We start from the raw sequence: 26881 nt of genomic DNA, 5'->3' as shown, positions 1-26881 counted from the left end.
GGGCCGGGTGTCCCGGGCGGTCGTGTACGGCGCGGGCCTCGCGGGGGGCGACCGGGGGCTTCACCCCGTCGGCGGCGCCGCTCAGGTCACTCCGTGGCCCTCGCGCGCGGCCAGCACGAAGGGGTGGCCGGCCGGGTCCGCGTAGCGGCGGACGTCGAACGGGCCGCCGTTGTCCTTGGTCTCCAGCGGGCGGGCGCCCAGGCTGATCGCCTCGCGCTCCGCGGCGTCCATGTCGTCCTCGGGCACCAGGAAGTGCAGATGCGCCTGCTGGGAGTCGTCCGGACGCGGCCAGCTGGCCGGTGCGGCCCCGTGGTCCCGGCGGATCGCGAGGCGGATGCCCTGGGGCTCGACGATTTCGATGTAGTCGGGGCCTGCCCCGGTCCTCGGCTCGCCGCCGAGGAAACGCGCGTAAAAGTCCGCCAGCTTCTCCGGTTCGGTGCAATCGAGTACCAGGACACTGGTCTTGGCCACGGCCATTGTGCCTCCCTCCCCACTGCGGCGGGCCCGCGCCCGCCGCTGCTGACAACGGCTACCCCCGATCGGTCCCGGCACTCCGGAGCCCGGTACCCGCCGTGGTCGCGGCGGCGTGCGGCACCGCGGCCCGGCGTGGTCAGGAGTGCGGAGCGCCGTAGTGGCCGGCCAGCTGCTCGTGGTAGTCCTTGTCGCCGATGTGCTTTTCCTTGTCGAACTCCGGCGCGTGCTTGATGTCGTCCTTGGTGCGGGAGAGGTAGATCGTGGTCTCGTCGAGGTCGATGGACGAGATCGTCCCGGCCGGCAGCAGGACATGCTTGCCGAAGATCCACACCCCGGTGTCGACGACGAGGTAGGCGGCGCCGACCTCTACGGAGTGCTTGTCGACCTTTCCGATCGCGCCGTCGATCGCCTCGACCTTGAAGCCCGTCAGATCGGTGCCTTCCGGGTAGCCGGCGGCGTCGTGGAAACCCCAGATGCTGTCCGTCACGAGAGGGATCCTTCCTTGCGGTGCGCGGGTGAGGGCGATACCGGCCCGGCACGGTGTGCAGTGCACGTATCAGTCGCACGCCGTAGCGCGCGGAATTCGCTGATCATTGCATTCGCGTTCGGTTTTCTGATGCCCGGTGGATCTCCCGATACGCATGCCGCCGGGGAAATCCGGTAGATATTCGGGGGAGCGGCGTGCGGGTGATCCGAAAAGGCGCCGGGGCCCCACCGCATTCTTGCGGCGGGGCCCCCGGTCGGGCGATATGGATGCGACTACCAGCGGTACCAACGGCCGCGCGAGCCGCCCGCGGTGGTCGAGCGCATGAGGAAGCCGAGCAGCCAGAACGCCAGTACCACGACGGCGACGATCCACAGGGCCTTCAGTGCGAATCCGGCACCGAAGAGAAGCAGGGCGAGAAGCAGGACGAGAAGCAGGGGGACCATTGTCAACCTCCGAATCGGGGTCTTTCCCGCCATGGGTCGGGCGTGCGCCGCAGTGACGGGAGGGGACGGGTGATGTGCATGACGGTGATCATCCGAGAGTGGGGAAGCCGCTCAGATGCGGCCGTGGGTCAGTCGCGTCACGGGCCCGAAATGCGGCTTCGCCGTGGCGCGGCCCGCGGCGAAGGCGGCGCCGGCCACACCGAGCAGTCCGGCTCCCGCGCCGGCCGCGACGGCCTTGCGCTTCTTGACGGCCAGCCAGGTGGCGCCCGCCGTGGCGGCGACCTTCCCGGTGGCGGCCACGGCTGCCTGCCGGCCGGTTTCGATTCCGGCCGCGGCGGCCCGTCCGGCCTGTCCGGTCGCCGTCCTGGCCGACCGCGCGCCGGATTCCGCTGCCTCCTCGGCGACATGTGCCGACGATTTGGCCTTCGTGGCGGCGCGGGCCGAATCCCGCTGCGGCTTACTGTCGGGCCCGTCAGAATTCTTCCGCTGCTGAGTCATACCGTTCGCCTTTCCGCTCGAATCCGTTGTAAACACCGGGAGTTCGGCAATTGTCATTCCGCGTTATCAGTGGGAAGCAGTGAACCCAGTGGGCCGAGATCCAAGTTGAGATCGCTCATGGTGAGTCCGTAGCGGTCGCACAGTTCGGCCATGCGGTCCTGAAGAATCATGAGCGTCATCCCGACCCGCTCCTCCTGGTCCTCGCTCAGGTCGCCCTGGTCGACGCGGTGCAGTGCGGTGCGTTCCATGAGCTGGCGCAGCAACTCGACGATCGTCAGCACCAATTTGATGAGATCGCGTTCCACGGTCTCCGGATCGGTCTTCAGCCGCTGGGCGATGTCGCCGCCGCCCGACCGCTGCTCGGCGGGCCCGGCAGGGACCAGGTCGAAGGCCCGTGCCGCTGCCCGGGCCACTTCCGCGAACGCGGGCTCTGCGGGCTCGTCCATCATGGAAATTCCTCACCGCTGCGGGGAAACACGCTGCTGAGTAGGGGAGTTGGACCGGACGTCACCAGGGTGCCGGGTCGTCCGGCGTGATCGAGTGAATGACCGCGCGCAGATTGATCCGGACCAGGTCGACGTCGGCGACGGAGAGCACAAGGTCTCCGGTGAGCACCGCGCCGCCGTTCAGGAGGCGGTCCAACAGGTCGATGAGGGCCACCTGCCGCCCGGCGAGCGATTCCTCCTCGGTCAGGTCGGCGACGCCGGCGAAGCCGCCCACCGGCACCTCACCGCCCGTCATGACCGCTCGCCCGCCGCGGGCGGCGTGGCGAAGGAGTACGGCGCCCAGGGCCCGGTGACCTCGATGCGCACCCCAGGGGCGTCCTCGGCGAGCCCGACCACCGCCTGCCGGAACTCCGGCACGCTGTCGGCGGGGACCAGGTATGCCTCGTTGGCGATGTTCTCGCCCGCGCCGGAGGCCAGTTCCCCTTGCTGCGGACGGTGCACGACCCTGGCCCGGCCGAGGCCCGCCACGGCCTCCGGTATACGGGCGGCCACCGCACCCGCCGCGCGGTAGGCGTCGCGATGGGTACGGCGCTGCGCCCGGCGCTGCTGCAGATACGCCCGGCCGGGGGTCGTCGTCGGCGAGGCCGTACCGGCGGAGGCGGTCGACCCGGCCGGCGGCTCGGCCGCCGCCCGCGGATCCGCGTAGACCTTCACCCCCAACTCGACATGGCCTTCGAGCCAGGAGAGCAGCTCGCCGAAGTCCGCGGCCCGCTCGTGGAGCATCGACACCACACGGGTGTCGTCCAGATACACCGTGGCAAGCCGCATGGGGAGGACGGTCGTGCTCGCGTACGCCGCCTCCACCATCGCGTGGTGCGTGCGGGCGATCGCCTCCAGCTCAGCGAGGTCCTCCATGCGTGCCGTCATGCCCTCGGCGCTGTAGCCGTCGGCCGGAACGGAGGACACGAGGGCGGCGAGCCCGGCGGCGGTGACCGTACGCAGGGTGCAGCCCTCCAGCCCCATCAGCCGGGGTGCCGCGGCGTCGAGGTCGGTGCCGGCGCGGCTGATGGCGTAGACGTAGGAGCTGCGGGGCTGACCGACCGGCTCCCCCAGCGGCGCGGTGGCGGGTTCGGCGGTGTGTGCGTCGATGCTCACTGGTTCTCCTCGCGGTTCGCCTCTGCTGCCTCCGCCCGGCCCGCGGCCGGCCGATCCGGGGCGGCGGCCTTGGCGGCCTCGGCGGCCTTTCCGGGTCCCGGCGGGAGTCCGGCCACCGTGCGCAGCTCGGCGAGTTCGGCCCGCAGCTGCGCGTTCTCCTCGGCCAGCGCGTCACCGCCGGCGGCCGGCGCCCGCGCGTCGGAGACCTGCTGCGGTGCACGTGCCCGGGAGGAGAGCGACGGATCGTGCTCCCACCAGTCGATGCCCATCTCCTTGGCCTTGTCCACGGAGGCCACGAGCAGACGGAGTTTGATCGTCAGCAGCTCGATGTCGAGCAGATTGATCTGGATGTCGCCCGCGATGACCACGCCCTTGTCGAGGACGCGCTCCAGGATGTCGGCCAGGTTGGCGGAGGATCCCTGCTGGCCGTACGGGGACGCCCCGGAGGACGGCCCCATACGGCCGGCGAGTGAGTCGGACACGTGATCATCCCTATCTGTGCGGTCGGGACGGGTCAGCCGCGGGCCGCGACAGCCCGGCGGCGCCGGGAGACCGGCTGCTCGTCCTCTACATCGTCGTCGCCGTCGCCGTCGTCGTAGCCGTCGCCGGCGTCCGGCTCGTCCGCGAACTCGGGGTCCTCGTCCGCGGGTTCTTCCTCGTCTTCCGCGTCGTACTCGTCGTCGAGGTCGTCCTCCGGGTCGAGGTCGCCTTCCGCATCGCGGTCGTCGTCCGGTTCGTCGTCCACGGCATCGTCGGCGTCGGCATCGGCCCCGGAATCGTCACGGTCCTCCGGATGCTCCCGCTCGCCGTCCGCGGCACGTTCCTCCTCCGCGCGGCGCTCCTCTTCCTCGACGGCGTCCTCGTGCTCGACGACGACCTCACCGTCCTGGATCTCGCCGCGCCACCCATCGGTGGCCTCACCGCGCATCATGAGGAACTTGCGGTAGAGCTTGAGGTCCAGCCGGGCCCGGCGCCCCTGGGCGCGCCAGATGTTGCCCGTCTTCTCGAACAGCCCCTTCGGGAAGTATTCGAGAACCAGCAGCACACGCGTCAGGTTGTCCGCGAGGCGGTGGAAGGTCACCACCCCCTTGACCGTGCCCTTGGCGCCTTCGGTGGTCCAGGTGATGCGTTCGTCGGGCACCTGCTCGGTGACGTTCGCCCGCCAGCTGCGGGTGGACTTGGCGACCTTCACCTTCCAGTTGCTGGTGGTGTCATCCGCCTTCTCGACGCTGACGACACCCTTGGCGAAGGTGCTGAACTCCTGGAACTGCGTCCACTGGTCGTACGCCTCGCGCACCGGAACGCCCACATCGATGTCCTCGGTGATGGTGACGCTCTTGGACTTGCCACCACCGCCCTTGCGGCCCTTGCCGAACAGGCCCTTGACCTTGTCCTTGAGGGTGTCCTTGACGTGCGAGGCGCCGGCGGTCAGTGCGGCCTGCGCGGGAGATTTGCCCTCGCTGAGCGCCTTGCCGCCCTTCGCCAGGCCGCTCACCAGCCCGCTCGGCCCCTGACCGGGTTCGGCGAGCTTGGTGACGCTCTCGCCCAGCTTCTGCCCGAGATGGGTGACGGTGTGCTGAGCACGCGCCTGGAGGTAGTTCCGCAGTTCTTCCTTGAGCTGTTCGGCGGCCGGGCTCTGCGCCACCTCGTCCTTCATCCTGCTCAGCGTGGAGTCAGTCATTGCGGCCTCCCCGCTCAGCGGTGCGGCGCGCGGCCGAGGCCGTCTTGCGCGCCCCGGAAGTGGTCTTGCGGGCGGTTCCCGACGCCGTCTTGCGCGCACCTGTGGAAGCACTCTTGCGGGCCGCGCCGGCTGCGCCCGATCCGCCCCGTCGCGCGCCGGAGGACGCCTTGTCCGCGGTCGACTTGGCCGTCCTGGCGGGCTTCTTACGACGCGCGGTCTCGGCTCCGGAGCCGCCCCGGCTGTCCGCGGAGCCCTGGTCGTCCCCGTCGTCCCGGTCGCCATGCGGTGCGGTGTCCGTGTCGGACTCCGCGTCCACGTCAGCGTCCTGGTCCGCGTCGTCCGCAGGCTCGTCGGCGCGGTCCTGCGGTTCGTCCGACTCGCCGAGGCCCAGCGTCCGCTCGTGCAGCGAGTCGGCGAGATGCGACATGCGCTGTGTCATGGCGGACGTGGCCGCGGACTTCGTGGCGTCGACGAGTTCGGCGCGCACCTGGTCGTTGAGGGGGCCGAGGACCGGCGAGTTGGCCACCAGTTTGCCCAGCTCCCGCGGGTTCAGGCTGAGTTTCCGGCCGGCCAGGAACATGCCCAGGCCGATGGCCATCTTGGCTTTCTTCGTGCGTCCCAGCAGGTAGCCACCGACTACGGCGGCACCTATCTTGGCGTTGCTGATCATCTCTCGTACACCTCGTTCTCCTAGGTCAGGAGTGGTCACGTAGCCGCTGCTGGTTGGCCTCCAGCCACTCCAGGCGGTCCAGCAGTTCGTCCTCGCGGCGGTCGAACTCCTCGTCCCCGATGACCCCGGACAGCAACTGCTGTTCCAGTTCGGCGAGTTCCGCCCGCACGGGCTCGGGGTCGTAGTACTCCCGTTCCGCGGTGAGCAGCACTTGGTCGAGAACCCAGACCGTGCCCCGTACGGGGGCCAGCGGCAGGGTGAGGATCTGTGTGAGGAGACCCATGAGTCCTCCGCTCGGCGTGTCAGACGAAGCTGTACGGGGGCAGCGGTCCGTGCAGGTTGAGCGTGTAGGACTCGCCCAGTCGCTCGGCCTCCGCGTGGACGGCCTCGGAGAAGGCGCCGGCCTCCTCGCGCCGGACGAGGAACGACACATTGAGGAAGTGGCTCTTCGTCGGGTCGGCGACCGCGGTGCGCACCGCGCCCTCGTCGAGGTGTGCGGCGATGTCCTTGCCCACGCGGTCCTGCCGGGCCTGGACCTCCTGCGAGACCATTTCGCCGAGCGCCATCTTGTCGTCCTGCGCGGCGGGATTGTCCCGGGTGCGTTCGTTGAGCCTGCGTACCTCGGCGGACTCCTTCATGATCTCCCGCAGCAGGTCGTCCTCGTCCCGGGCGACCTTGAGGTTGTACTCCAGGCAGCCGTCGACCTCTTCGAGGCGCTCGGCGTAGGTGGCGCGGTGCTCCTCAAGGACGGCGGCCACCTGGTCGTCGTCCGGGCCCACCAGGCCGAATCGCATCGGCAGCGCGGCTCCGTCGGACAGCAGCCGTTCCTGGACGGCCTGGTGTGCGACCAGATCGCGGCGCTTGGCCCGCAGGTCCGCCGGCGCGTCGCTGACCACCGCGCTCAGCTCCTTCGTCCGGATGGTGCGCAGCTGCGCAGCGGGGTCGCCGACCCCGTCGATGCCGTCCAGACGCAGCGGGTGCCCGCTGTCGGTGATCGCGTATATATAGGTCGACATGTGTTATTCCTCCCTGCTGCGGGCGGTGCGGCGGCTGCTGGACGAGGAGGACTTGCGCGCCGGGCGCTCGGTCTCCTCGGCGGACTCGTCGCGGCCCTTTTGGAAGGACTCGCTGAATGCCTCGACGGCTCCCGTCAGCGCGCCTTTCGACTTCCCCTTGGCGCCGCTTTCGGTTGCCTCCCCGACGATGTCGGTGAGCTGGGTGGGTGCCTTGCGGCCCGATTCCAGGTCGAGGCGGTTGCACGCCTCGGCGAATCGCAGATAGGTGTCGACGCTCGCGACGACGACGCGGACATCGATCTTGAGAATTTCGATGCCGACGAGAGAGACGCGCACAAAGGCGTCAATGACGAGTCCGCGGTCGAGGATGAGCTCCAGCACATCGTAAAGATTGCCCGAGCCGCCACCGGTGTTCGGTGCGTTGGATTGCTGAACGACGGTCATGATCGGTTTTCCCTTCCGGTTGACCTGAGCGGGACATGGGGCACGGTTGGGGGATCTGGCAGGAGCCTGCCGGTCACCGGTCCACCTGGCCCCGCGCATAGCGGCGTATTCGCTCGTATTCCAGGAGCTGCCCCTGGGAGTCGAGCGAGACGCGATAGGAGGCCATGACGCTGGAGGTGTCGGGAATTCTCTCGATCTCCACCACTTCCACGTCCGCCGACCAGCCGTCCGGCGTGGCCTTGAGCGCGGACACCGAAGCGGGCTCGGAACCCAGCAACTCCGCGAGCTGCCCGGCGGCCTGCCGCATGGCCGTGGGGGCGGCGATGCGCTCCGGGCGGCTCTTGTCTTCCTTGCTCTCCGTTGTCGCCATGATCCCGCCTGTCGTGCGTTGTAGGGGTGTTTGCGAAGTGATCTCGGCCGTTCTGTTGGCGATGGAAGTCCGAGTGCCCCACCGGATCGAACATATGCGTCGCCAGGCGCCCGGCAGTTTTTCCGCTTTCCGGAAGGTTTTCGTCAAGTAATCAACTGCTTTTCCCTCCGGCCCAGTTCAGGGGGCGACGGTGCGGTGGAATGCGTTGATCACCAAGCGTGCGGGCTTCCTGTCCCCGCGTGGCGCTCGGTGCCGGCTGTGCGTCGACCGCTCCATGACGGGCGGCCGAGGCGTGATCACGAATGGGGAGGAGGCGCGACCCCGTCCCCTGGTGCTCCATGGCGTGTGCACGCGAGGAGTGCGCGGCCCGGAGCGTATTCGGCGTGGTGTCTTCAACTGGGCTATGCGGTGCAGGGTTTCAACGGTGAATGCAGTGGCGCCCGAAGTATTTCCGGGGAATTCAATGAACCGGGATTCCCTTTCCGTGCACCCTTCCGCGTCGCACAGTTTTCCGCTGCCCGCCGTTCGCCTCGATGCCGGCCGCCCGACCCTGTACGAAGCCGGGTGCAGCGGTCGATCCTGGAGCACGGAGCCGCGTTCACCAGGCATCGAAGGGGCGGGACATGAGCCGGTTGACGATCGCGATGCACCATGTCCGGGCCGCGTTGAGCGGCGCGCGGCGGCTCGGTATCGACACTCTGCCGCTGCTGCAGGCGGCACACATCCCGCCGCTCCTGCTGGGCGACGACCGGGCCCGTGTCACACCCGACCAGTTCACCCGCCTGATCAAGGCGCTGCACCACGCCACGGACGACGAATTCCTCGGCCTCGGCCCCACGCCCAGCCGCCGCGGTACCTTCGCGATGATGTGCCATGCCTGCCTGGGCTGTCCCGACCTCGGTGCGGTGCTCGACCGCGCGGCACGCTTCTACGGGCTCTTCCCCGGTGGGCCCGACCTGGCGATCCAGACGGTCACGGGCGGGGACGGCACGGACGAGGCGGTCTTCTCGGTGCGCAGCGACCTGCGCCCGTACGACGAAGGCCACTTCCTCTCCGAATGCCTCCTGATCATCTGGCACCGGCTCTCCAGCTGGCTGATCGGGCGACGTATCCCGCTGCGCTGGGCCCGGTTCGCCTACCCGGCCCCGGCGCACGCCCGGGAATACGACGTGCTCTTCGGCTGCCCGGTGCGCTTCGGCGCCCGGTACACCGCCGCCGGCTGGGACGCGCGTTGGCTGGCCGCCCCCGTCGTCCGGGACGAGGACGCGCTGACGCGGATGCTGCGCCGGGCGCCGGCGGACCTGCTCAGTCGGCGCGACTACGGCACCACGGTCGCCGACCAGGTGCGCAGGACGCTCGTCCAGGCGCTGCGGGCCGAGTCGGCGGCGCCTTTGCCGGACGTCTCCGCGGTCGCGGCGCGGCTCGCGGTCAGCCCGGCGACGCTGCGGCGCAGGCTGCGGGCCGAGGCGACCTCGTACCAGCAGCTGAAGGACGCGGTACGGCGGGACGCGGCGATCGCCTCGCTCGCCGCCGGGCAGGAGCCGATCGCCGAGCTGGCGGCGCGGATCGGCTTCTCGCAGGACACCGCCTTCCTCCGTGCGTTCCGCCGCTGGACGGGGACGACTCCCGGCGCGTACCGGTCGAACGGGCCGCCGGACGGGCCGAAGCCCTCCGGGCCGTCGTGCCCGGTCCACAGCGGTCCTGAGGTCCTCGGTCAACGAAGCTGAGCGTCCCGGTCAGCGCCTTCCTTACCCGCGAGTCACTACGGTCACCCCAACCACCCCGGCACACACGTCAGTTGGGAGAGCCGTATGAACCCACGGTCCACCGCGCTCGCCTTCGCCGCCGCCCTGTCCCTGTCCCTGTCCCTGGGCCTCACCGGTGCGAGCGCCGCGCCGGACCGGCCGACGGCGAACGGCGCCCCCGGCGACCTCGTGACCTCCTCGGCCACGTCCTTCCACCCCCTGCCAGGCCAACCCACCGCCACCCGGGCCTGGCACATCACCTACCGCTCCACCACCGCCAAGGGCACCCCCAACACCGTCTCCGGGACGGTCATCGTGCCCAAGGACGGCCGAACGGGCCCGCGTCCGCTCATCACCTACGCCGTCGGAACGGTCGGGCTCGCGGACTCCTGCGCCCCCTCGGCAGGTTTTCCCCAGGGCACCACCGTCGAGGCCAACCTCATCCAGCAGCTGACGGCCCGCGGCTGGGCCGTCGCGGTCACCGACTACGAAGGTCTGGGCACCCCGGGCGAGCACACCTACACCGTGGGCCGCGCCGAGGGCCAAGCCGTCCTGGACGCCGCCCGTGCCGCGCAGCGACTGCCGGAAGCGGGTGCGGCCGGCCTGACCGAGGACTCCCCGGTCGGCATCATGGGCTACTCCCAAGGCGGCCAGGCCACCAGCTGGGCGGCCGAACTGCACGCGACCTACGCGCCCGAACTGAACGTCAAAGGCACCGCGACCGGCGGCGTCCCCGCCGATCTGATGAAGGTCGCCGAAGCCAACGACGGCAACATCGGAGCCGGTCTGGTGCTGATGGCCGCCTCGGGCCAGAACGCCGCCCATCCCGAGCTGAACCTGGAGAAGTACCTCAACGACAAGGGCCGCCACTACGTCGACTTCATGCGGAAGAACTGTGTGGCCGTCGACACCGTCGCGGGGCTCTTCAAAAGGATCTCGGATGTGACGGTCCAGAACCCGCTGCACGAGCCGGACTGGCAGCGGCGGCTGCTCGCCTCCCGCCTCGGCACGAAGAAGCCGGACGCGCCCGTGTACCTCTACCACGGCACGGCCGACGAGCTCATTCCGTACGAGGTCGGCGCACAGCTGCGGGCCGACTGGTGCGGCAAGGGCGCCGACGTCCACTGGGCGCCGATCCCGCTCGGCGAGCACGTCGTCGGCGCGATGGTGGGCTCCACACCGGCCGCCAACTGGCTCGCGGACCGCTTCGCCGGCAAGCGGACGCAGGGCAACTGCGCCTGAGCCGCGCCCGGACCGCTCATGAGCCGAGCCTGACCCGCGCCCGATTCGCGCCTGCCGCGCGGGTCGGGCGCGAGTCCGGCTCTGCCGGGTCCGTCAGCGCTTCTGCAGCAGGTCGGAACCGAACCAGTCGTCGTCGGTCCGTACGCCGGGCAGGGCGAAGAAGTAGCCGCCGCCGACCGGCGTGACGTACTCCGCCAGCGACTCGTGCTCCAGCCGCTGCTGCACGGCGGCGAACTGCCGCTCCAGGTTCTGCTGGTAGCCGCAGAAGACCAGTCCGAGATCCATCCGCCCGTCGGTGTCGAACCCGCCGTCGTAGCTGTAGTTCCGCCGCAGGAAGAGCGAGTCGGCGGTCTCGGGGGTCCGTGGATTGGCGCGCCGGATATGGGAGTCGACCGGGATCCTCGTGCCCTGCGGGTCGTCGTGGAAGTCGGGCACCTCCGTCTCGACGCGACCGCCCAGCGGCGCTCCGCTCGCCTTGTGCCGCCCGAAGATCCGCTCCTGCGCGGTGACCGGCAGCCGGTCCCACGCCTCGACGTGGATGCGGATCAGACGCAGCACCTGGTAGGAGCCGCCGATCGCCCAGTCGGGCTCGCCGCACGGCGGCGTCACCCACAGCAGCCGGTCCCTCCCGGCGTCCGAGGAGAAGTCCGTGGTGGCGATCCCCTGCTTGAAGCCGGCGAAGTCACGCGGCGTTCCCGAGGCCCCGGACGGGTTGAGGAATCCGTCCGCCCGCCAGCGCAGCCGCATCCGGCCGGCGGTCTCCCGGGCCAGATCGCGCATGACCCGCACGACGGTGTCACGGTGCTGCGCACAGATCTGCAGGGACAGGTCACCGTGGCTGCGCGACGGAACCAGCCGGTCGTCGGGGAAGGCCGGCATCGGCTTGAGGTGCCGGGGACGTTGCGCGGTCAGGCCGAACCGGTCGTCGAAGAGGGACGTGCCCACGCCGAGCGTGATGCTCAGCGAGTCGGGCCCCGGCCGGTCCGCCGCCGGTGCCTCGTCCTCGGGCAGTTCCCCCGCCACCAGGACGCGAGCCCGCTCGGTGATCTTCTTGAACAGCTCGGTGAGCTGCGAGAGGTTCTCCGCCTGCACATCGAAGGCGAGAAAGGCGGCGAAGAGCTGCTGCGGGGTCACGATGCCGGCCTGATGGCGTCCGTGGAAGGGAATCCTGTCGGGCGGCACCCGCCGGCCCGCCCGCGGCCCGGCGGAGGGCGCCCCCGCCGCGGCGGCGTGTGCCTCCCCGCCCAGGCCGGTGGCGGCCGCCACACCGGCGATTCCCGCCGCGCACTTGAGGAACTCCCGACGCCCTTCGTCCCGCGCTGGGGTGCGGCCTTCGCCGGCCCGGTCACGTCTCATGGTCCCGCCATCCCTGACTGCGTCATCGGGCACCCAGCCGCCTGTGTACCTCAGCGCGATGGTCCCCACGGCCGGCGGGAAGGGCGGGAGCAACACGGCCTCGCCGCCCGATATCACGCCCGGATGCCCCTCCCGCTACCCCGATCGGCCCCCGGCCGGCGCCGCGGCGGTTCACGGTGCGGCACTTGACCGGCGCCCGCACGGATGGCGCAGACGGGCCCCGCCTCCACGCGACAGCCCGCCCACGCGCTCCTATGGTCGGCCTGTGACCTGCCCGAATGCGTCGCGGAAGAACACCCGGGGCCGGCCGACCCCCTGAGCACGGCATGCCATCGAGCCCGACGGACCCTGACATGAGCCAACCCGCTGAAGCGCCTCCCGACCTGCTGCGCGTCGAGAAGGGCCGTGCCGAGCCCGAGGAACTCGCCGCGCTCACCGTCGTGCTGTGCGCCCGCCTCGCCCTGTCGTACGCCGCGGCCGACTGGTACGACCGTGCCGAGGGGACCGCCGGGCGGCAGCGGGCGGCGCACACCGCCTGCTGGTCGGGCTGCTGGACGTGCGGCTGACCGGCCGGCCGGTCGGTGTCGTGAAGCGCGAGCCACGTGCCAGAAATATGATGAATGCGGCAATGGTGGGCTTCCGAGGGCCCATCGGAGCGGATGTGTCGGTCGCGGCCGGGCCCGGTCGCTTCCGGCGGCTCCGGCGTCCGGTGAGGAGGGCGGACTCGGATATGCCGCGCGGCGCACCCCCGCAGTGGCCCACGAAGCGATGCACCTGGGAGCGGTCCATGGCTCGGCGTCGTCCCCCGCGGTCGGCGAGTGCCGACGACCTGCTGACCACGCTCGGGCAGCTGACCGCCCGGGCGCGGGAGGGGGCCGAGCTCCAGCAGGCCCGGGTGGAACTCGCCGAGGCCCTGCAACGCGAGATGCTGCCGGCCGCGCTGCCGGAGCTGCCGGGGCTGCGGACCGCCGCCACCTATGCGCCGGCCCGCAGCGGCCTGGACATCGGCGGCGACTGGTTCGACGGTTTCCCGCTGCCCGACGGGGCGCTCGCCTTCTCCATCGGCGATGTCCAGGGACACGACGTCGAGGCCGCCGCCTTCATGGGACAGATCCGCATCGGACTGCGCGCCGTGGCCGCCCACGCCGCCGATCCGGGAGAAGTGCTGAGCCGGGCCAACGACCTGCTGCTGTCGGTGGACTGCGGCCTCTTCGCCACCTGCACGTTCGTGCGCTTCGACCCGGTCGCCTGGGAGGTGTCGAGCGCCCGTGCCGGGCATGTGCCCGGCGTCTGGGCCACGACCGACGGCCGGTACGGCCTCGCCGAGGACGCCGGGGGCCTGCCGCTCGGCATCGTGCCGGGTGAGCGGTACCCCGTGACGCGTCGGCGGCTCACCACCGCCGGAGCCTTCGTACTCCTCACCGACGGCGTGATCGAGGGCCCGTCCTTCCCGATCGAGGCGGGGCTGGAGCAGGTGAGCCGCCTGGTCAGCGCCCGGGCCGGCGAATCCCCGGGCGCGGTGGCCGACGCGGTGATGAGCGTCGCGGAGTTCACCGGGCACACCGATGACGCCGCGGTGATCGTCCTGCGCTACGACGGGGCGGACAGGGCGGGGTGAAGCCGGGGCCGGGCGCGCGTGTCGCGGCCGGTGGCGGGGCGTCGGCATTGTCTGATGGCTGACGTGGTGCGCACCGAGGAAGTCCGGCGTCTCGCTCCAGCAGTGCTGAAGATCCTCGCCCTCGCCGCCGTCTATTTCGCGTCCGCACGGGTCGGCCTGCTGGAGCAGGTGGTGATCGACGGGGTGGTGGTGACTCCCCTGTGGCCGCCTACCGGCATCGCGCTGAGCTGCCTGCTCTACCTGGGACTCGCGACCTGGCCGGGTATCGCGCTCGGCACGCTCTTCGTCATCCTGAGTCTGGGCCCCCTCTCCTACGCGACCCTGGGGGTCATCGCGGGGAACACCCTCGCGCCCGTGTGCGCCTGCCTGATGCTCAGGGCGGTGGACTTCCACCTCGCACTGGACCGGCTGCGGGACGGCATCGCGCTGGTGACCCTGGGCGCCTTCGGCGGCATGCTGATCAGCGCGACCCTGGGCAGCGGTGTGCAATGGCTGGCGGGATCGCTGCCGTCGAGCGGCTTCTGGCCGACGTGGGCGGCGTGGTGGGTCGGCGACGCCATGGGCGTGCTCGTGATCACCCCGCTCCTGCTCGTCTTCCGTACCGTCAGAAGGCCCCGTGACCTGCGCCCCTACCGGTGGATCGAGGCGAGCCTGCTGGCGGTCTGCTCCGCGGCCGTCGCGGTCCTGGCGACGCAGAGCCCGCTGGCGGTGCTCTTCCTGGTCTTTCCGCTGATCGTGTGGGCCGCCCTGCGATTCCAGCTCGCGGGCGCGGCTCCGTGCGTGCTCCTGGTGTCCGTACTGGCCATCTCGGCGGCCAAGAGCCGCAGCGGGCCCTTCTCCGGCCAGAGCCTGCTGGAGGCGATGGTCAATCTCCAGGCTCTCAACGGCTCCGCGGCACTCACCGCCCTGCTGCTGTCGGCGATCGTCACCGAGCAGAACAGCGTCCGGCGGAAGATCGAACAGGCGTGCAGGGACCTTGCGGAGGTGGTGGAACGGCTCGCGCCGGGGGAGACCATGCGACGGTGGCCGCCCCCGGACGGCGACGAACGATGACGTACGGACGGCCGCTCGCCGGTTGCGTACGAGCGCCCCGGGGCGTCAGCCGTCGAGCAGTTCCCCGAGGTCGTAGTTGACCGGCTCCTCCAGCTGCGCGTAGGTGCAGCTCTCCGGGGTCCGGTCCGGGCGCCAGTTGCGGAACTGGGCCGTGTGGCGGAACCGGTCGCCCTCCATGTGGTCGTAGGCGACCTCGCAGACCCGCTCCGGGCGCAGCGGCACCCAGGACAGGTCCTTGCCGCCGCTCCACCGGCTGGGGCCGCCGGGCATCCGCTTCGACGCGTGTGCCGCCTCGTCGGCCCAGTCGCCCCAGGGGTGGCCCGCCACCTCGTCCATCCGCAGCGGCTCCAGCTCCTCGACCAGCGCGCGCCGCTTCGCCATCGGGAACGACGCGCACACCCCGACGTGCTGCAACCGCCCGTCACTGTCGTGCAGCCCCAGCAGCAGGGAGCCGACGACGGGGCCGCTCTTGTGGAGGCGGTAGCCCGCGACGACGCAGTCCGCGGTACGAGCGTGCTTGATCTTGTACATGGCCCGGTCGCCCGGCCGGTAGGGCAGGTGCAGCGGCTTGGCGACCACACCGTCAAGACCCGCTCCTTCGAACTGGTCGAACCAGGTACGCGCCAGCTCCTGATCGGTGGTGGCGGGCGCGGTGTACACCGGTGGCCCGGCCGACGCGAGCGCCGCCACCAGCGCTTCCCTGCGGTCCGACTGCGGCTCGTCCAGCAGCGACCGCGAACCGAGGGCGAGCAGGTCGAAGGCCACGAGCGAGGCGGGCGTCCGCTCGGCGAGCGTACGGACCCGCGAGTCGGCCGGATGGATGCGCTCCAGCAGCTCCTCGAAGTGCAGCCGGCCGTCATGGGCGATGACGATCTCACCGTCGACGACGCAGCGGGGCGGCAGCTCGGCCCGTGCCGCGGTCACCACCTCGGGGAAGTAGCGGGTCAGCGACTTCGTCGTGCGGCTGGCGATCTCGATGTCGTCGCCGTCCCGGAAGACGATGACGCGGAAGCCGTCCCACTTGGCCTCGTACTGCATGCCGGCGGGGATGTCGGCCACCAGCTTCGCGAGCATGGGGGAGACCGGGGGCATGACAGGCAGATCCATGCTTCCGATCCTGCGCGGAGTGCCGCGTTCCCGCGCGCTGGGCCGGTGCGCCGGCGACCGCTCCCGGCGGGGCGCCATCCGCTCCCGGCGCGCGGCCCCGGCCCGCGCAATTTAGCGTTGAGGCATGGCCGCAGGAGCTGTTGAGCTGGACGTCGCCGGACGCAAGGTGCGCCTTTCGCACCCCGACAAGACGTACTACCCCGAGCGTGGCTTCACCAAGATGGACGTCGCGCAGTACTACATCGCCGTCGCGGACGGGGTGCTGCGCGGGGTGCGCGACCGGCCCACCACCATGCAGCGCTTCCCGGACGGCGTCGAGGGCGAGTTCTTCTACCAGAAGAGGGCGCCGAAGGGGCTGCCGGAGTGGCTGCCCACGGCACGTATCGCGTTCCCCAGCGGACGGTTCGCCGACGAGATGTGCCCCACGGAGCCCGCCGCGGTGCTCTGGGCGGCCAACCTGGGCTGTCTGACGTTCCACCCCTGGCCGGTGCGCCGTGGCGACACCGAGCACCCCGACGAGCTGCGGATCGACCTCGACCCGCAGCCCGGCACCGGCTTCGCCGACGCCGCACGGGCCGCCCACGAACTGCGTGCGCTGCTGACCGAGCTCGGGCTGCGTGGCTGGCCCAAGACATCCGGCGGCCGCGGGGTGCACGTCTATGTACCGATCCGGCCCGAGTGGACGTTCACCGAGGTCAGGCGGTCGGCGATCGCCCTCGCCCGGGCCCTGGAGCGCCGGCTGCCGGACCTGGTGACGTCGGCCTGGTGGAAGGAGGAGCGCGGCGAGAAGGTGTTCGTGGACTACAACCAGATGGCCCGGGACCGGACCATCGCCTCGCCCTACTCCCTGCGCTCCAGGCCGCGGGCGACGGTCTCCACCCCGCTGCACTGGGAGGAGCTGTCCGACGTCGAGCCGGAGGACTTCGACCTGCGCACCGTCCCGCCGCGGTTCGCCGAACTCGGCGACCTGCACGCCGAGATGAGCGACCACGCCTTCGGTCTGGAAACGATCCTGGAACTCGCCGACCGGCAGGCGGCGGACGACGGGCTGGGGGAGATGCCGTATCCGCCCGACCACCCGAAGATGCCGGGGGAGCCGTCCCGGGTACAGCCGAGCCGTGCCAAGAAGAAATGAGCGCTCCCCGCTCCCGCCCGCACCCCTAGCCGAAGAGGTTCGGTTCGCTCTCCTTCGCGCCCACCAGCTCATAGCGTGTACCGGTGAGTGACCGTCCCGTGTAGAGCCGGATGAGGCTCGGTGCATCGCCGACGTAGTGCGCTGGTGACCGGCCGCCGCCTGCGGCCCCGAGCACCAGCGGGTCGTCGCGGCCGTCGATGTCGGCCCGCAACGGCAGGGCGGCGCGCTGCCGGGATACGTGGGCCAGGATCCCCAGTGCGTGCTCCAGCCCGGCACCCCCGTACGCTCCTGGCTCCCCGAACGCATCGCGTACGTCCCCGGCGTGGACCCACTCGCCCAGCGCCACCCCGTCGAGGCGCCCGCCGGACCGGGCGATGACGGCGCCCGCCTCGGTCATACCGCGCTCCAGCTCGTCGACGACCTCGGCGTTCGACCAGCCGGCGCGCTCGGCAATGTCGCGGTCGTTTCCCTCGGGCGTGAAGACGCCCTTTTCGACGCGGTTCTCCACGATGCGGGTCAGCGCCGCTCCGCAGTGCGCGAGCACATGACGGACGGTCCAGCCGGGGCAGGCGGTGCGCAGGGCGAAGTCCGCGTCCGGACGGTCCCTCAGGAGCGGTATCAGGGCGTCGCGCTCGGTACGCAGAAGGAGTTCGGGCCGCCCTGGCCGTATGTGTCGGTCATGGCACCGCACTGTACGGGTCGGGCCGGGGTCGGGCCCGGCCGATGCAGTTGCCCTGATGACGCCTGGGGGAAGACGCTCCAGGAAGTCGGCCGCCCCGGTCCTTTCCGGCGCGTGACTAGCGGTCCGGCAGGTTCTCCTCGTGTTCCCGCACCGCGTCCAGCCGTTCGCGCACCCAGCTCTCCACATCGCTGACATGGCGGGTCGCCGCGGTGAAGGCGGCCAGGCTGTCGTGCGCGCTGAGCGCGGTGTAGATGTCCATGTGCTGCTGATGGGTCCAGGACAGCACGTCGCTCTTGACCAGGGCCCGCCAGATACGGGCCCTGGCCGTCAGCTGACTGACCGAGGACACCAGGGACTGCAGGGTGAGGTTTCCCGTCGCCGCCACGATGTCGGCATGGAAGGCCAGGTCCTCACGGACCAGCTCCTCGGGGTCCTGGAGTGTGCGCATCCGCTCGATCCGCTCCCGCAGACCGGCCAGCGCCCGGTCGTCGATCCGGGTGGCGGCCAGCGCGGTCGCACCCGGCTCCAGCACCTTGCGGCACTCGAACATCTCGCCGATGCCGGTGTCCTGGGCGAGTTCGAGGAAGCTGCCGATGGCGTTGAGCAGGCGGTCCGGCCGCAGGTCGGTGACGAAGGTGCCGTCGCCGCGGCGCACTTCGAGCACTCCGGCCATGGCGAGCGCGCGTACCGCCTCGCGGAGCGAGGGGCGGGAGAGCTGAAGCTCCGCGGCGAGCGTGGCCTCCGGAGGCAGCCGGTGGCCGGGGGCGAACTCGCCGGTCTCGATACGGCGCTTGAGCAGCCCGATCGCCTCGTCGACGACGCTCCCCACCCCGCCGCCCTCTTTTCTCGATGCCATGGCCTCAGGATGTCATCCCGGCCCATACCGGACCGTCGGGGTAGCGGTGATCGCGCAGGGTCTCGCGGCGGATCTGCGCGCTGTATCCGGGGGCCTCGGGCACCAGATAGCGCGAGCCGCGGATGCGTACCGGGTCGTGGAAGTGCTCGTGCAGATGGTCGACGTACTCGATGACGCGGTCCTCCATGCTCGCGCTGACGGCGATGTAGTCGAAGATCGACAGGTGCTGGACCAGCTCGCACAGGCCCACCCCGCCGGCGTGCGGGCAGACCGGTACCCCGTGCGCGGCGGCCAGCAGCAGGGCGGCGACGGCCTCGTTGACGCCGCCCAGCCGGCAGGCGTCGATCTGGCAGATGCCGATCGCCTCGGCCTGCAGGAACTGCTTGAACATCACGGCGTTGTGGGCGTGCTCCCCGGTCGCCACATGGGTGGGAGCGATGCTCCGGGCGATCGCCGCGTGCCCCAGGATGTCGTCGGGGCTGGTGGGCTCCTCGAACCACCAGATGTCGCACTCCGCCAGTGCGTCCATCCACGCGATCGCCTCCTCGACACCCAGCGTCTGGTTGGCGTCGATCATCAGCCGCCTGCCAGGACCGATGATCTTGCGGGCGATGCGGCACCGGCGTACGTCGTCGGCCAGATCGGCGCCGACCTTCAGCTTGACGGCGTCCCAGCCCTGCTCGACCGCCTCCTGGCAGAGCCGGGTCAGTTTGGCGTCGTCGTAGCCCAGCCAGCCGGCGCTCGTGGTGTACGCGGGGTAGCCCTGCCGGCGGACCAGGGCCTCGCGTTCGGCGCGGCCCGGGGCCCTGGCCTCCAGCATCTCCAGCGCGGCGTCCGGCGTCAGCGCGTCCTTGAGGTAGCGCCAGTCGACCAGGTCGACCAGCTGCCGCGGTGAGAGATCGGAGAGCAGCTTCCACACCGGCTTGCCCGCGAGCTTGCCCGCCAGGTCCCAGGCGGCATTGACCACCGCGGCGGTGCCGAGGTGGATCGCGCCCTTGTCCGGGCCCAGCCAGCGCAGTTGGCTGTCGCCCAGCAGATGCCGGGAGAAGCCGCCCAGGTCGCCGACGATCTCCGCGACGGACATTCCGACGGCACGCTCGCCGATGGCGCGGGCGGCCGCTACCGCGAGGTCGTTGCCCCGGCCGATGGTGAAGGTGAAGCCGTGCCCCTCGGTCACCTCGGACGTGTGCTTGTCGCCGCCGGCGACATGCAGCACCACGTACGCGGCGGAGTAGTCCGGCGCCTCGTTCATCGCGTCGGATCCGTCGAGGTCGCGCGAGGTCGGGAAGCGGACGTCGATGGTCTCGACGCCGACGATACGAGCGGTCATCTGCACTCTCCTGTGACAGCGAACGGGTGTCCTGCGCAGAGCGAACGAGGAGCGGACTCCGCGTCGGAGTGCGCCCCGGGAAGCCAACATGTCAGATGTCTGCGTCGGTCGCCAGACGACACATCAAAGAAAAAGGCCATTCACCGGCCCCTTGTAGGGGTAAGAGGGGGCGGCTACGGTGCACCGGTCAGATGTCTCGGGGATTGCCGTTCGGTGTCCCGTCCCGGCGTCACGGCCACCCGTCAGGCCGGAACAGCTCGGTGAAAGCCTTCTCCGACCCCTTCCGACCCGGCCGGATGTCACGCAGCCGCCGACTCCCCACCGACCCCGTCACCCGACCGCCCACCCGTCAGCCTGTCCCGCAGGGAGGTTCGATGACCACGGCCGTCATCACCGCGGAGAGCGTGCGCCGGAAAGTGTCCCGGCGCCTGCTCCCGCCGCTGTTCGTCATGTTCGTGCTGAGCTTCCTCGACCGCACCAATGTCGCCCTGGTCAAAACCCATCTCGCCACGGACGTAGGGGTCTCCGCGGCCGCCTACGGCTTCGGCGCCGGCATCTTCTTCGTCGGCTACGCGCTGCTCGGCGTTCCGTCCAACCTCGTACTCCACCGCATCGGAGCCCGCCGCTGGCTGTCGGTGATGATGCTGGCCTGGGGCGTGCTGTCCTGCGCGATGGCCCTGGTCAGCAGCCCGACCAGCTTCTACGTCCTGCGCTTCCTGCTCGGCTCGGCCGAGGCCGGGTTCTTCCCCGGGGTGATCCTCTACCTCACCTACTGGTTCCCCGGGGCCGACCGCGGCAAGGCCACCGGCGTATTCCAGTCGGCGGTGGCCGTCGCCAGCCTCATCGGCAACCCCGTCGGCGGCTACCTCATCGGCCTGCACGGCCTGGGCGGACTCGCCGGCTGGCAGTGGATGTTCCTCCTGGAGGGCCTGCCCACCGTCCTGCTCGCGATGGCCATCCCGTGGCTGCTGACGGACCGTCCGGAACAGGCGAAGTGGCTGACGCCCGAGGAACGGCGGCTGTTGTCCGACCGGATCGCCGCCGACCGGCCGGGAGCCGACGCCAGACCACCCCGCGCCATCCGCCAGATCCTCTCCGACAGCCGCGTACTGCGCCTGATGTTCGTGTACTTCGCCATCCAGATCGGCGTCTACGGTGTGACCTTCTGGCTGCCCGCGCTGGTCGGCCGCATCGACGGCCTCTCCGACCTGGGCATCGGCTTCGTCTCGGCGCTGCCCTGGGTGTTCGCACTGCTCGGCGTGCTCCTGCTGCCATGGATCTCGGACCGTACGGGCGACCGGCGTGGACCGCTCCGGCTGGCCCTGGTGCTCACCGTCGCCGGGCTGATCGGCGCGGTGGTCCTGCCGCCGGTCGCCGCGATCGGCGCGCTCGGTGTCGCCGCCTTCGGATTCCTGGGCGCCCAGCCGGTGTTCTGGCAGGTGCCGCCCACGATCCTCACCGGTGCCCAGATGGCCGGCACCATCGCGCTGATCTCCGGCTTCGGCAACCTCGGCGGGTTCCTCGGGCCGTATCTGATGGGCCTCGTCGAGACCGCCACCGGGTCCGGCGCCGCCGGCCTGTACGTCATCGGGGCGGTGGTCGCCGCCGGTGCGGTGGTCGTGACCGGCTTCCGTTGGGTGGGCCGAGACGCGGGACGACCCGCCCCGCGAGCCGGCCGGCCCACGGCCGACGTCGCCGACTAGCCCCCTCGGCCTCGGCCGGGCCCCGACAGCAGAGACTTCGAGAAGGAGAGCCATGACGCGCATCGTGCGCTTCACCGACGACACCGCCACCGTGCACACCGGCATCGCCGACGACCGCGGCGGCATCCGGGCCTTCCCCGCGGGGACCCGCATCGCCGATCTGCTCCGGCTGCGCGCCGCCGAACTCCGCGAACTTTCCGAAACCACCGCGGCCGGCGACGCCTCCCACACCGAGCGGGAGGTCCTCCTCCTGCCGCCACTGGACGGGCGGATGGAGCTGTGGGCCGCGGGTGTCACCTATGAGCGCTCCCGCGAGGCCCGCGTCGCCGAGAGCACGGAGCAGACCGTCTACGAACGGATCTACGACGCCGAGCGCCCCGAACTCTTCCTCAAGGCCGTGCCCTGGCGGGTCGTCACGGACGGTGAACCGATCGCGGTGCGGGACGACTCCGCGCTCGATGTGCCGGAGCCCGAGCTGGGCCTGATGGTCAACCGGCACGGCGAGACCGTCGGCTATGTGGTCGTCGACGACGTCAGTTCGCGCTCCATCGAAGGGGAGAACCCTCTCTACCTCCCGCAGGCCAAGATCTACGCCGGCAGCTGCGCGGTGTCCTCCGGCATCGTTCCGGCCTGGGAGATACCCGACGCCGAGGCGCTGGGGATCGCGCTCACCGTGCGCAGGGGAGGCACCGTGGCGTACAAGGCGGCCACCTCCACGGCCGCCTTCCACCGGACGCCGGAGGAACTGGTCGGGTACCTGCGGCGCTGCCAGCCTTTCCCCGACGGAGTGGCGCTCTCCACCGGGACCGGAATCGTGCCCGACCTCGACTTCACCCTCAACACGGGGGACGTCGTGGAGATCGCCATCGACGGCGTCGGCTCGCTCACCAACTCCGTCACCGCCGACCCGTCCGAGCTGAACTGGCTCGTCGAGGCGGCTGACGACCCCCTGGTGCGCCGAGTGCACCGCCGGTGGCGCTGACCTCGTGCCCTCGGCATGGCCGCCGGCCGTCCGGCGCCCGGCGGTGGCGGGGCGCAGGCCGGCCGGGGTGCTCGCGACGTGCGCCCCGGGGGACCTGGCCGCAGCCTGGTGACATGGAAGAGCAGCCACCGCAGGTGACCGTGCACCCGCCAGAGCCGGGCGGGGCGCGGCGGGTGATGGCCGGTGATCGCCGCCTTGGCGTCGCCCACCGCATCGAGGACGTGGTGTCGCTCCTCCGGCACGTCGGGCTGGACGAGGTGGAGGTCGAGGAGACCGACCTCATCGACTGGCAAGGCGGCGGCCCCGAGGAATGGGGCGCATAGGCGTCCTCAGCGGGCGTCGGCGAACTCCCGCTCGGCCTGCCTGCGCAGTTCCTTCTTGTCCGGCTTTCCGGCATCGGTGAGCGGCAGCGCGTCGGTGAACGTCACGCGCGCCGGCTCGTACATCGCGCCGCGCGCCGAGCGGACCATGGCGCAGAGTTCCCGGTCGTCGACCTCGCTGCCGGGCGCGCGTACCACCACCGCGTGCACCCGTTCGGTGCGGTCGGCGTCGCGTACGCCGAAGACGGCACTCTGCAGGACGTCCGGGTGGGTGTTCAGCAGGTCTTCGAGTTCGGTGGTGTAAACATGGCCGCCGACCACGACGATCATGTCCTTGAGCCGGTCGACGATGGTCAAGTACCCCTCGCCGTCGAGGTGTCCGACGTCTCCGGTGTGCAGCCAGCCGTCCCGCAGGACTTCGGCGGTCAGTTCGGGCTGCTTCCAGTAGCCCTGCATGACCATGGGGGAGCGCACGCAGATCTCGCCGTGCTCACCCGTCGGGAGGTCGTGCCCCGAGGCATCGCGGATCGCCACCTCGACCCCGGGCAGGACCTTCCCCGCGGACCGCAGGCGGTCCGGCCGAAGCGGGTCGTGGTCCTCGGGAGCCAGCACGCTGACGCCGCCCGCCTCGTTCTGGCCGTAGCCCTGGACGAGCACCGGGCCGAAGGCGCGCACCGCGTCGGCGATGCGGGCGGGGGACGCCTGGCAGCCGCCGTAGGTGAGGGTGCGCAGGCTGGAGGTGTCGGTGTGCGGCGCGTCCGGGTGGTCCATCAGCTGGTAGAGCAGCGGCGGCAGGACGAAGAGGTCGGTGATGCGCTCGCGCTCGATGGCGGCGAGTGCCGTCGCCGGGTCGAAGTCGTCGAGGAGCACGACCGTGCCGCCCGAGTTGATCGTGCTGTCCGCGATCATGCCCGCGGCGTGCGCGAGGGTCGTGCACACCAGCTGGCGGCGCGCACCGACCGGCAGGTCGGACGGCGCGCCGCGGAACCAGCGGGCCTGCCCGAAGGTGGTGCAGATGCCCTTGGGGTGCCCGGTGGTGCCTCCGGTGTGGCGGATGGTGCACACGTCCTGCGGCTGCGCCCGGCCGGGGAACGGCTCGCCGCTCTCCGCGGCGGCCAGCTCCAGCAGGTCGGTGCCGGTCTTCGAGGGGCCGAGTGCGAGAACGGCCGGAACCGCTGCCGCGCCCGCTATCTCCTCGGCCCGTTCCACCATGCGCGGGTCCACGATCAGGGCGCGGGTCTCGACGTCCCGGACGATGGCGGCCTGGGAGTCCGCGGAGAGCTTGTTGTAGAGGTGGTTGACGCGGGCGCCGAGCAGATTGGCCGCGTAGCGGGCGGCGATCGTCTCCGGCAGGTTGCCGCTCAGCAGGGTGACGGTCTGTCCCCGGTCGACCCCTTGGGCGCACAGCGCTCGGGCCATGCGGTAGACCAGCGCACGGAACTCGCCCGCGCTGACCCGCCGGCCCTGGTGGACCTGGATCTCGCGGGCGGGGTCGGCGCTCAGTGCGTCAAGGTTCTCCTCCACGTAGGTGCGGAAGGTCCGGGCATCTGCTGACATGTAGGGGGTTCCTCCTGACGCCGACGTGCTCGTGCCGTACGCCGGCGGTGCGGTGTGCAGGTTTAGTTGCTAGAGGCAACTAAAGTCAGGTTAGCGGTTGTTGATCGACTTCTCCAAGTCGGGCGATGCCCGGCGCGCCCCGCCGTCCGGCGGGCGCCGGGCACCCGCCGTCGGGCCACCACGGCGGTGCCGGTCCGGTGGACCGACGGTGTGGGACGTGCTCGCATCAGGTGAAAGAAGCGAAGGAGCGCTCCCTCTCCCTGCGGGTCCGTCCCGCGTGGAGAGATGATGGAGTGCAGCAGAAGCACGGCGGGAGACGGCCGGTGTGCGAAGAGCGCAGTGGCTGTCGGTCGCGAAGACCGGCGGAAGGAGTGCCTGGGATGGCGACCGACGCGTTCCCCGAGGGCTTCCCCGTCGAAGGCTTCCCGGTCGGGGAGGGGCCGTCCAGGCCGGGCGGGCTGCTCGATGTGCTGGGCGTGGCCGCGGTCATGCTGGACGCCGAGGGCCGGATCGCCCTGTGGAGTCCCCAGGCCGAGCAGCTCTTCGGATGGACCGCGCAGGAGGCGCTCGGCCGGCCCGCCGCCCAACTGCTGGTCGGTCCCGAGCACCTCGACCAGGTGCTCAGCCTGTTCTCCCGGGTCATGAGCGAGGGCAAGAGCTGGGCCGGTGTCTTTCCCGTCCAGCACAAGGACGGCAGCACGCGCCTGGTCGAGTTCCGCAACATGCGCCTTCAGGACGAAGGCGGCGAGACGTACGCCCTGGGCATCGCCACCGACCAGGCCGTGCTGCGGCGGGTGGAGCGCGATCTCGCGCTGTCCGTCCGGCTGGTGGCCCAGTCGCCGATCGGCCTGGCGGTCCTGGACACCGGTTTGCGGTTCGTCATGGTCAACCCGGCACTGGAGCGCATCAACGACCTGCCCGCCGAGGAGCACATCGGCCGCGAGGTCCAGGATGTGCTGACCTTTCTCGACACCGAGGTGATCGCCGCCCGGATGCGGGATGTCCTCGACAGCGGGCGGCCGCTGCTCGATCAGTTCACCGTCGGCCGCACGGTCGCCGACCCCGCCGGTGAGCACGCCTGGTCGGTGTCGTACTACCGGCTGGAGGACCCCAATGGCCGAGTCCTCGGCCTGGCCACCTCCGTCGTCGACATCACCGAGCAGCACCGGGCCGCCACCGAAGCGGCCCGGGCACGCAGGCGCCTCGCCGTCATCGCGGATGCCTCCGCGACCGTCGGCACCACCCTCGACGTCGACCAGACCGCGCACGAACTGGCCGACGTCATCGTGCCCGAGCTGGCCGACCTGGCCGCGGTGGACGTCCTCGACGCCGTGCTGGAAGGCCGGCGCACGACATCTCCCTCGCCGGGCGCCGCTGCCCGCTTCCGGGCGCTCGCGGTTTCCACGGCCTACCCCACCGACGCCGTCCGCGCCGCCGACCCGACCGGCCAGATCGCCTCCTACGACGCAGACCGGCTCATCACCCGGTGCGTGACGAGCGCCCGCCCGGTACTCGTACCGCACGTCGGGCCGGCGGACCTGCCGCGCATCGCCGCCGATCCCCAGGGCGCCGAACTGCTGGGGCGGGCCGGACTGCACTCCTATCTCGCCGTGCCGCTGATCGCCCGCGGTGAGGTCCTCGGCGCGCTGTCGCTCTACCGCGTGCGCAATCCGCAGCCGTTCGACGAGGACGACGCCGTACTGGCGGTCGAGCTGGCCTCCCGCGCCGCGGTGTGCATCGACAACGCCCGCTCCTATCAGAGTGAGCGGCGCACCGCGCTCACCCTCCAGCGTCACCTGATGAACCACCGGCCGCCGCAGCCCATGGGGATGGAGATCGCCTACCGCTACCAGCCCGCCCAGGCGGCGCGTGAGGTCGGCGGCGACTGGTTCGACGCGATTCCCGTGGCCGGCGACAAGACCGCTCTGGTGGTCGGCGACGTCATGGGCAGCGGAATCAATGCCGCCGCCACCATGGGGCAGTTGCGCACCACCACCCGCGCCCTGGCCGATCTCGACCTGGAGCCCGCCGACGTGCTCCAGCATCTCGACCACATCGTCTCCGGCCTCGACCCGGCCTTCGCGACCTGTCTGTACGCCGTCTACGACCCGTATCTCGGCCAGTGCAGCATCGCCGTCGCGGGGCATCTGCCGCCCGTCCTCGTACGGTCCGGCCGGTCACCCGAGCTGCTCGATCTGCCCACCGGGGCCCCACTGGGCGTCGGCGGCGTCCGCTTCGAACAGACCACGGTGCCGCTTCCCGACGGGGACCAGCTCGTGCTCTACACCGACGGTCTGGTCGAAACGCGCGACCAGCCCATCGACGACCGGCTGCGCATACTCCTGGACCTGCTGGCGGAGCCCGAGGAGCCGCTGGAGCAACTCTGCGACCGGCTCCTGGGCGCCCTGCGACATGCGAACGACCACGACGATGTCGCCCTGCTCATCGCCCGTGCGCACGCTCACGACGTGTGACGAGGCGGCGGCGGATCGTCCACCGGACCTCCCTGAC

Annotated in this window: 30 protein-coding genes; 10 read left to right on the top strand and 20 right to left on the bottom strand. The window is 71.1% G+C overall.

The window, feature by feature from the left end:
- Positions 1-81: 81 nt before the first annotated feature.
- The 14 genes from QOM21_RS03890 to QOM21_RS03825 all read right to left on the bottom strand — a co-directional run bounded on the left by QOM21_RS03890 (position 82) and on the right by QOM21_RS03825 (position 7684).
- Entirely contained in the window at positions 82-477 is a 396-nt protein-coding gene (locus QOM21_RS03890; protein WP_407548187.1) for a VOC family protein, read from the bottom strand.
- A gap of 133 nt (positions 478-610) precedes the next feature.
- Complete coding sequence (locus tag QOM21_RS03885; protein WP_407548185.1) at positions 611-961, bottom strand: PRC-barrel domain containing protein; 351 nt, start codon at positions 959-961, stop codon at positions 611-613.
- A 272-nt stretch (positions 962-1233) separates the two neighbouring features.
- A complete protein-coding gene (locus QOM21_RS03880) occupies positions 1234-1404 on the bottom strand; it encodes a hydrophobic protein (protein WP_393897766.1) in 171 nt (56 codons plus the stop codon).
- A 111-nt stretch (positions 1405-1515) separates the two neighbouring features.
- The gene (locus QOM21_RS03875) at positions 1516-1902 is read right to left on the bottom strand and encodes a hypothetical protein (protein WP_407548183.1); all 387 of its coding nucleotides are present in this window, start codon (positions 1900-1902) and stop codon (positions 1516-1518) included.
- Positions 1903-1955: 53 nt separating this feature from the next.
- A complete protein-coding gene (locus QOM21_RS03870; RefSeq protein WP_407548181.1) occupies positions 1956-2351 on the bottom strand; it encodes a gas vesicle protein K in 396 nt (131 codons plus the stop codon).
- Between the two features lie 58 nt (positions 2352-2409).
- On the bottom strand, positions 2410-2643 hold the full coding sequence (locus tag QOM21_RS03865; protein ID WP_407548179.1) for a gas vesicle protein: 234 nt from the start codon (positions 2641-2643) through the stop codon (positions 2410-2412).
- Entirely contained in the window at positions 2640-3503 is an 864-nt protein-coding gene (locus QOM21_RS03860; protein WP_407548177.1) for a GvpL/GvpF family gas vesicle protein, read from the bottom strand. The genes QOM21_RS03865 and QOM21_RS03860 overlap by 4 nt, the downstream gene beginning before the upstream one ends.
- Complete coding sequence (locus tag QOM21_RS03855) at positions 3500-3985, bottom strand: gas vesicle protein (protein ID WP_407548175.1); 486 nt, start codon at positions 3983-3985, stop codon at positions 3500-3502. The genes QOM21_RS03860 and QOM21_RS03855 overlap by 4 nt, the downstream gene beginning before the upstream one ends.
- Positions 3986-4017: 32 nt before the next feature.
- Positions 4018-5184, bottom strand: coding sequence for an SRPBCC family protein (locus QOM21_RS03850; protein WP_407548173.1), 1167 nt, complete (start codon positions 5182-5184; stop codon positions 4018-4020).
- Entirely contained in the window at positions 5177-5854 is a 678-nt protein-coding gene (locus tag QOM21_RS03845; protein WP_407548171.1) for a hypothetical protein, read from the bottom strand. Before QOM21_RS03845 ends, QOM21_RS03850 begins: the two co-directional genes overlap by 8 nt.
- A 25-nt stretch (positions 5855-5879) precedes the next feature.
- Positions 5880-6137 (bottom strand): gas vesicle protein GvpG, encoded by a 258-nt coding sequence (locus tag QOM21_RS03840; protein ID WP_407548169.1) that lies wholly within the window; start codon positions 6135-6137, stop codon positions 5880-5882.
- A 19-nt stretch (positions 6138-6156) separates the two neighbouring features.
- Positions 6157-6870 (bottom strand): GvpL/GvpF family gas vesicle protein, encoded by a 714-nt coding sequence (locus tag QOM21_RS03835; protein WP_407548167.1) that lies wholly within the window; start codon positions 6868-6870, stop codon positions 6157-6159.
- 3 nt (positions 6871-6873) lie between these two features.
- Positions 6874-7314, bottom strand: a complete 441-nt coding sequence (locus tag QOM21_RS03830; RefSeq protein WP_407548165.1) for a gas vesicle structural protein GvpA — start codon at positions 7312-7314, stop codon at positions 6874-6876.
- A 73-nt stretch (positions 7315-7387) separates the two neighbouring features.
- Positions 7388-7684 (bottom strand): gas vesicle protein, encoded by a 297-nt coding sequence (locus tag QOM21_RS03825; RefSeq protein WP_407548163.1) that lies wholly within the window; start codon positions 7682-7684, stop codon positions 7388-7390.
- A gap of 623 nt (positions 7685-8307) precedes the next feature.
- On the opposite strand from QOM21_RS03825, the gene QOM21_RS03820 reads away from it, so the two are divergent.
- Positions 8308-9411 (top strand): AraC family transcriptional regulator, encoded by a 1104-nt coding sequence (locus QOM21_RS03820; protein ID WP_407548161.1) that lies wholly within the window; start codon positions 8308-8310, stop codon positions 9409-9411.
- A gap of 84 nt (positions 9412-9495) precedes the next feature.
- Positions 9496-10671, top strand: a complete 1176-nt coding sequence (locus tag QOM21_RS03815) for a lipase family protein (protein ID WP_407548159.1) — start codon at positions 9496-9498, stop codon at positions 10669-10671.
- Positions 10672-10764: 93 nt separating this feature from the next.
- Here QOM21_RS03815 and QOM21_RS03810 read toward each other — a convergent pair whose 3' ends face one another.
- Positions 10765-12027 carry a Dyp-type peroxidase gene (locus QOM21_RS03810; RefSeq protein WP_407548157.1) on the bottom strand — a complete coding sequence of 421 codons (1263 nt, stop codon included), beginning with the start codon at positions 12025-12027 and terminating at the stop codon, positions 10765-10767.
- Between the two features lie 353 nt (positions 12028-12380).
- Here QOM21_RS03810 and QOM21_RS03805 point away from each other — a divergent pair, with 353 nt between their 5' ends.
- The 3 genes from QOM21_RS03805 to QOM21_RS03795 all read left to right on the top strand — a co-directional run bounded on the left by QOM21_RS03805 (position 12381) and on the right by QOM21_RS03795 (position 14698).
- Positions 12381-12593, top strand: a complete 213-nt coding sequence (locus tag QOM21_RS03805; RefSeq protein WP_407548155.1) for an acyl-CoA carboxylase subunit epsilon — start codon at positions 12381-12383, stop codon at positions 12591-12593.
- A 221-nt stretch (positions 12594-12814) separates the two neighbouring features.
- A complete protein-coding gene (locus QOM21_RS03800) occupies positions 12815-13645 on the top strand; it encodes a PP2C family protein-serine/threonine phosphatase (protein ID WP_407548153.1) in 831 nt (276 codons plus the stop codon).
- Positions 13646-13708: 63 nt separating this feature from the next.
- Complete coding sequence (locus QOM21_RS03795) at positions 13709-14698, top strand: MASE1 domain-containing protein (RefSeq protein WP_407555568.1); 990 nt, start codon at positions 13709-13711, stop codon at positions 14696-14698.
- A 45-nt stretch (positions 14699-14743) separates the two neighbouring features.
- On the opposite strand, the gene QOM21_RS03790 is transcribed toward QOM21_RS03795, so the two are convergent.
- Complete coding sequence (locus tag QOM21_RS03790; protein WP_407548151.1) at positions 14744-15805, bottom strand: ATP-dependent DNA ligase; 1062 nt, start codon at positions 15803-15805, stop codon at positions 14744-14746.
- A gap of 124 nt (positions 15806-15929) precedes the next feature.
- On the opposite strand from QOM21_RS03790, the gene ligD reads away from it, so the two are divergent.
- Positions 15930-16940, top strand: a complete 1011-nt coding sequence (gene ligD, locus QOM21_RS03785) for a non-homologous end-joining DNA ligase (RefSeq protein WP_407548149.1) — start codon at positions 15930-15932, stop codon at positions 16938-16940.
- A 25-nt stretch (positions 16941-16965) separates the two neighbouring features.
- Here ligD and QOM21_RS03780 read toward each other — a convergent pair whose 3' ends face one another.
- From QOM21_RS03780 to QOM21_RS03770, 3 genes are all read right to left on the bottom strand, one after another.
- Positions 16966-17631 carry a maleylpyruvate isomerase family mycothiol-dependent enzyme gene (locus QOM21_RS03780; protein WP_407548147.1) on the bottom strand — a complete coding sequence of 222 codons (666 nt, stop codon included), beginning with the start codon at positions 17629-17631 and terminating at the stop codon, positions 16966-16968.
- Positions 17632-17737: 106 nt separating this feature from the next.
- Complete coding sequence (locus QOM21_RS03775; protein ID WP_407548146.1) at positions 17738-18478, bottom strand: FadR/GntR family transcriptional regulator; 741 nt, start codon at positions 18476-18478, stop codon at positions 17738-17740.
- A gap of 4 nt (positions 18479-18482) precedes the next feature.
- Positions 18483-19808, bottom strand: a complete 1326-nt coding sequence (locus QOM21_RS03770) for an enolase C-terminal domain-like protein (protein WP_407548144.1) — start codon at positions 19806-19808, stop codon at positions 18483-18485.
- Positions 19809-20182: 374 nt separating this feature from the next.
- Between QOM21_RS03770 and QOM21_RS03765 the strand changes: the two genes are divergently transcribed.
- The 3 genes from QOM21_RS03765 to QOM21_RS03755 all read left to right on the top strand — a co-directional run bounded on the left by QOM21_RS03765 (position 20183) and on the right by QOM21_RS03755 (position 22816).
- Positions 20183-21511: an MFS transporter gene (locus QOM21_RS03765; RefSeq protein ID WP_407548142.1), complete on the top strand. Its 1329-nt coding sequence runs from the start codon at positions 20183-20185 to the stop codon at positions 21509-21511.
- 52 nt (positions 21512-21563) lie between these two features.
- Positions 21564-22493, top strand: coding sequence for a fumarylacetoacetate hydrolase family protein (locus QOM21_RS03760; protein WP_407548141.1), 930 nt, complete (start codon positions 21564-21566; stop codon positions 22491-22493).
- A gap of 113 nt (positions 22494-22606) precedes the next feature.
- Positions 22607-22816 (top strand): hypothetical protein, encoded by a 210-nt coding sequence (locus QOM21_RS03755; protein WP_407548139.1) that lies wholly within the window; start codon positions 22607-22609, stop codon positions 22814-22816.
- Positions 22817-22822: 6 nt separating this feature from the next.
- On the opposite strand, the gene QOM21_RS03750 is transcribed toward QOM21_RS03755, so the two are convergent.
- Positions 22823-24370 (bottom strand): AMP-binding protein, encoded by a 1548-nt coding sequence (locus tag QOM21_RS03750; RefSeq protein WP_407548137.1) that lies wholly within the window; start codon positions 24368-24370, stop codon positions 22823-22825.
- 380 nt (positions 24371-24750) lie between these two features.
- On the opposite strand from QOM21_RS03750, the gene QOM21_RS03745 reads away from it, so the two are divergent.
- Positions 24751-26844 (top strand): SpoIIE family protein phosphatase, encoded by a 2094-nt coding sequence (locus tag QOM21_RS03745; RefSeq protein WP_407548135.1) that lies wholly within the window; start codon positions 24751-24753, stop codon positions 26842-26844.
- Positions 26845-26881 lie beyond the last annotated feature (37 nt).

Origin of the sequence: Streptomyces sp. Pv4-95, assembly GCF_045782725.1 — a bacterium.
Classification (GTDB): Bacteria; Actinomycetota; Actinomycetes; order Streptomycetales; family Streptomycetaceae; genus Streptomyces.
Note: the sequence above shows the minus strand (reverse complement) of the source record. Positions and strands in the feature narration are given on the sequence as shown.

Coding starts and splice junctions, on each gene's coding strand:
- QOM21_RS03820 (WP_407548161.1), top strand. CDS start 8,308: ATGAGCCGGTTGACGATCGCGATGCACCATGTCCGGGCCGCGTTGAGC.
- QOM21_RS03815 (WP_407548159.1), top strand. CDS start 9,496: ATGAACCCACGGTCCACCGCGCTCGCCTTCGCCGCCGCCCTGTCCCTG.
- QOM21_RS03800 (WP_407548153.1), top strand. CDS start 12,815: ATGGCTCGGCGTCGTCCCCCGCGGTCGGCGAGTGCCGACGACCTGCTG.
- QOM21_RS03790 (WP_407548151.1), bottom strand. CDS start 15,805: ATGGATCTGCCTGTCATGCCCCCGGTCTCCCCCATGCTCGCGAAGCTG.
- QOM21_RS03845 (WP_407548171.1), bottom strand. CDS start 5,854: ATGATCAGCAACGCCAAGATAGGTGCCGCCGTAGTCGGTGGCTACCTG.
- QOM21_RS03775 (WP_407548146.1), bottom strand. CDS start 18,478: ATGGCATCGAGAAAAGAGGGCGGCGGGGTGGGGAGCGTCGTCGACGAG.
- QOM21_RS03835 (WP_407548167.1), bottom strand. CDS start 6,870: ATGTCGACCTATATATACGCGATCACCGACAGCGGGCACCCGCTGCGT.
- QOM21_RS03810 (WP_407548157.1), bottom strand. CDS start 12,027: ATGAGACGTGACCGGGCCGGCGAAGGCCGCACCCCAGCGCGGGACGAA.
- QOM21_RS03890 (WP_407548187.1), bottom strand. CDS start 477: ATGGCCGTGGCCAAGACCAGTGTCCTGGTACTCGATTGCACCGAACCG.
- QOM21_RS03830 (WP_407548165.1), bottom strand. CDS start 7,314: ATGACCGTCGTTCAGCAATCCAACGCACCGAACACCGGTGGCGGCTCG.
- QOM21_RS03870 (WP_407548181.1), bottom strand. CDS start 2,351: ATGATGGACGAGCCCGCAGAGCCCGCGTTCGCGGAAGTGGCCCGGGCA.
- QOM21_RS03750 (WP_407548137.1), bottom strand. CDS start 24,370: ATGTCAGCAGATGCCCGGACCTTCCGCACCTACGTGGAGGAGAACCTT.
- QOM21_RS03840 (WP_407548169.1), bottom strand. CDS start 6,137: ATGGGTCTCCTCACACAGATCCTCACCCTGCCGCTGGCCCCCGTACGG.
- QOM21_RS03805 (WP_407548155.1), top strand. CDS start 12,381: ATGAGCCAACCCGCTGAAGCGCCTCCCGACCTGCTGCGCGTCGAGAAG.
- QOM21_RS03880 (WP_393897766.1), bottom strand. CDS start 1,404: ATGGTCCCCCTGCTTCTCGTCCTGCTTCTCGCCCTGCTTCTCTTCGGT.
- QOM21_RS03765 (WP_407548142.1), top strand. CDS start 20,183: ATGACCACGGCCGTCATCACCGCGGAGAGCGTGCGCCGGAAAGTGTCC.
- QOM21_RS03825 (WP_407548163.1), bottom strand. CDS start 7,684: ATGGCGACAACGGAGAGCAAGGAAGACAAGAGCCGCCCGGAGCGCATC.
- ligD (WP_407548149.1), top strand. CDS start 15,930: ATGGCCGCAGGAGCTGTTGAGCTGGACGTCGCCGGACGCAAGGTGCGC.
- QOM21_RS03745 (WP_407548135.1), top strand. CDS start 24,751: ATGGCGACCGACGCGTTCCCCGAGGGCTTCCCCGTCGAAGGCTTCCCG.
- QOM21_RS03850 (WP_407548173.1), bottom strand. CDS start 5,184: ATGACTGACTCCACGCTGAGCAGGATGAAGGACGAGGTGGCGCAGAGC.
- QOM21_RS03770 (WP_407548144.1), bottom strand. CDS start 19,808: ATGACCGCTCGTATCGTCGGCGTCGAGACCATCGACGTCCGCTTCCCG.
- QOM21_RS03865 (WP_407548179.1), bottom strand. CDS start 2,643: ATGACGGGCGGTGAGGTGCCGGTGGGCGGCTTCGCCGGCGTCGCCGAC.
- QOM21_RS03760 (WP_407548141.1), top strand. CDS start 21,564: ATGACGCGCATCGTGCGCTTCACCGACGACACCGCCACCGTGCACACC.
- QOM21_RS03755 (WP_407548139.1), top strand. CDS start 22,607: ATGGAAGAGCAGCCACCGCAGGTGACCGTGCACCCGCCAGAGCCGGGC.
- QOM21_RS03875 (WP_407548183.1), bottom strand. CDS start 1,902: ATGACTCAGCAGCGGAAGAATTCTGACGGGCCCGACAGTAAGCCGCAG.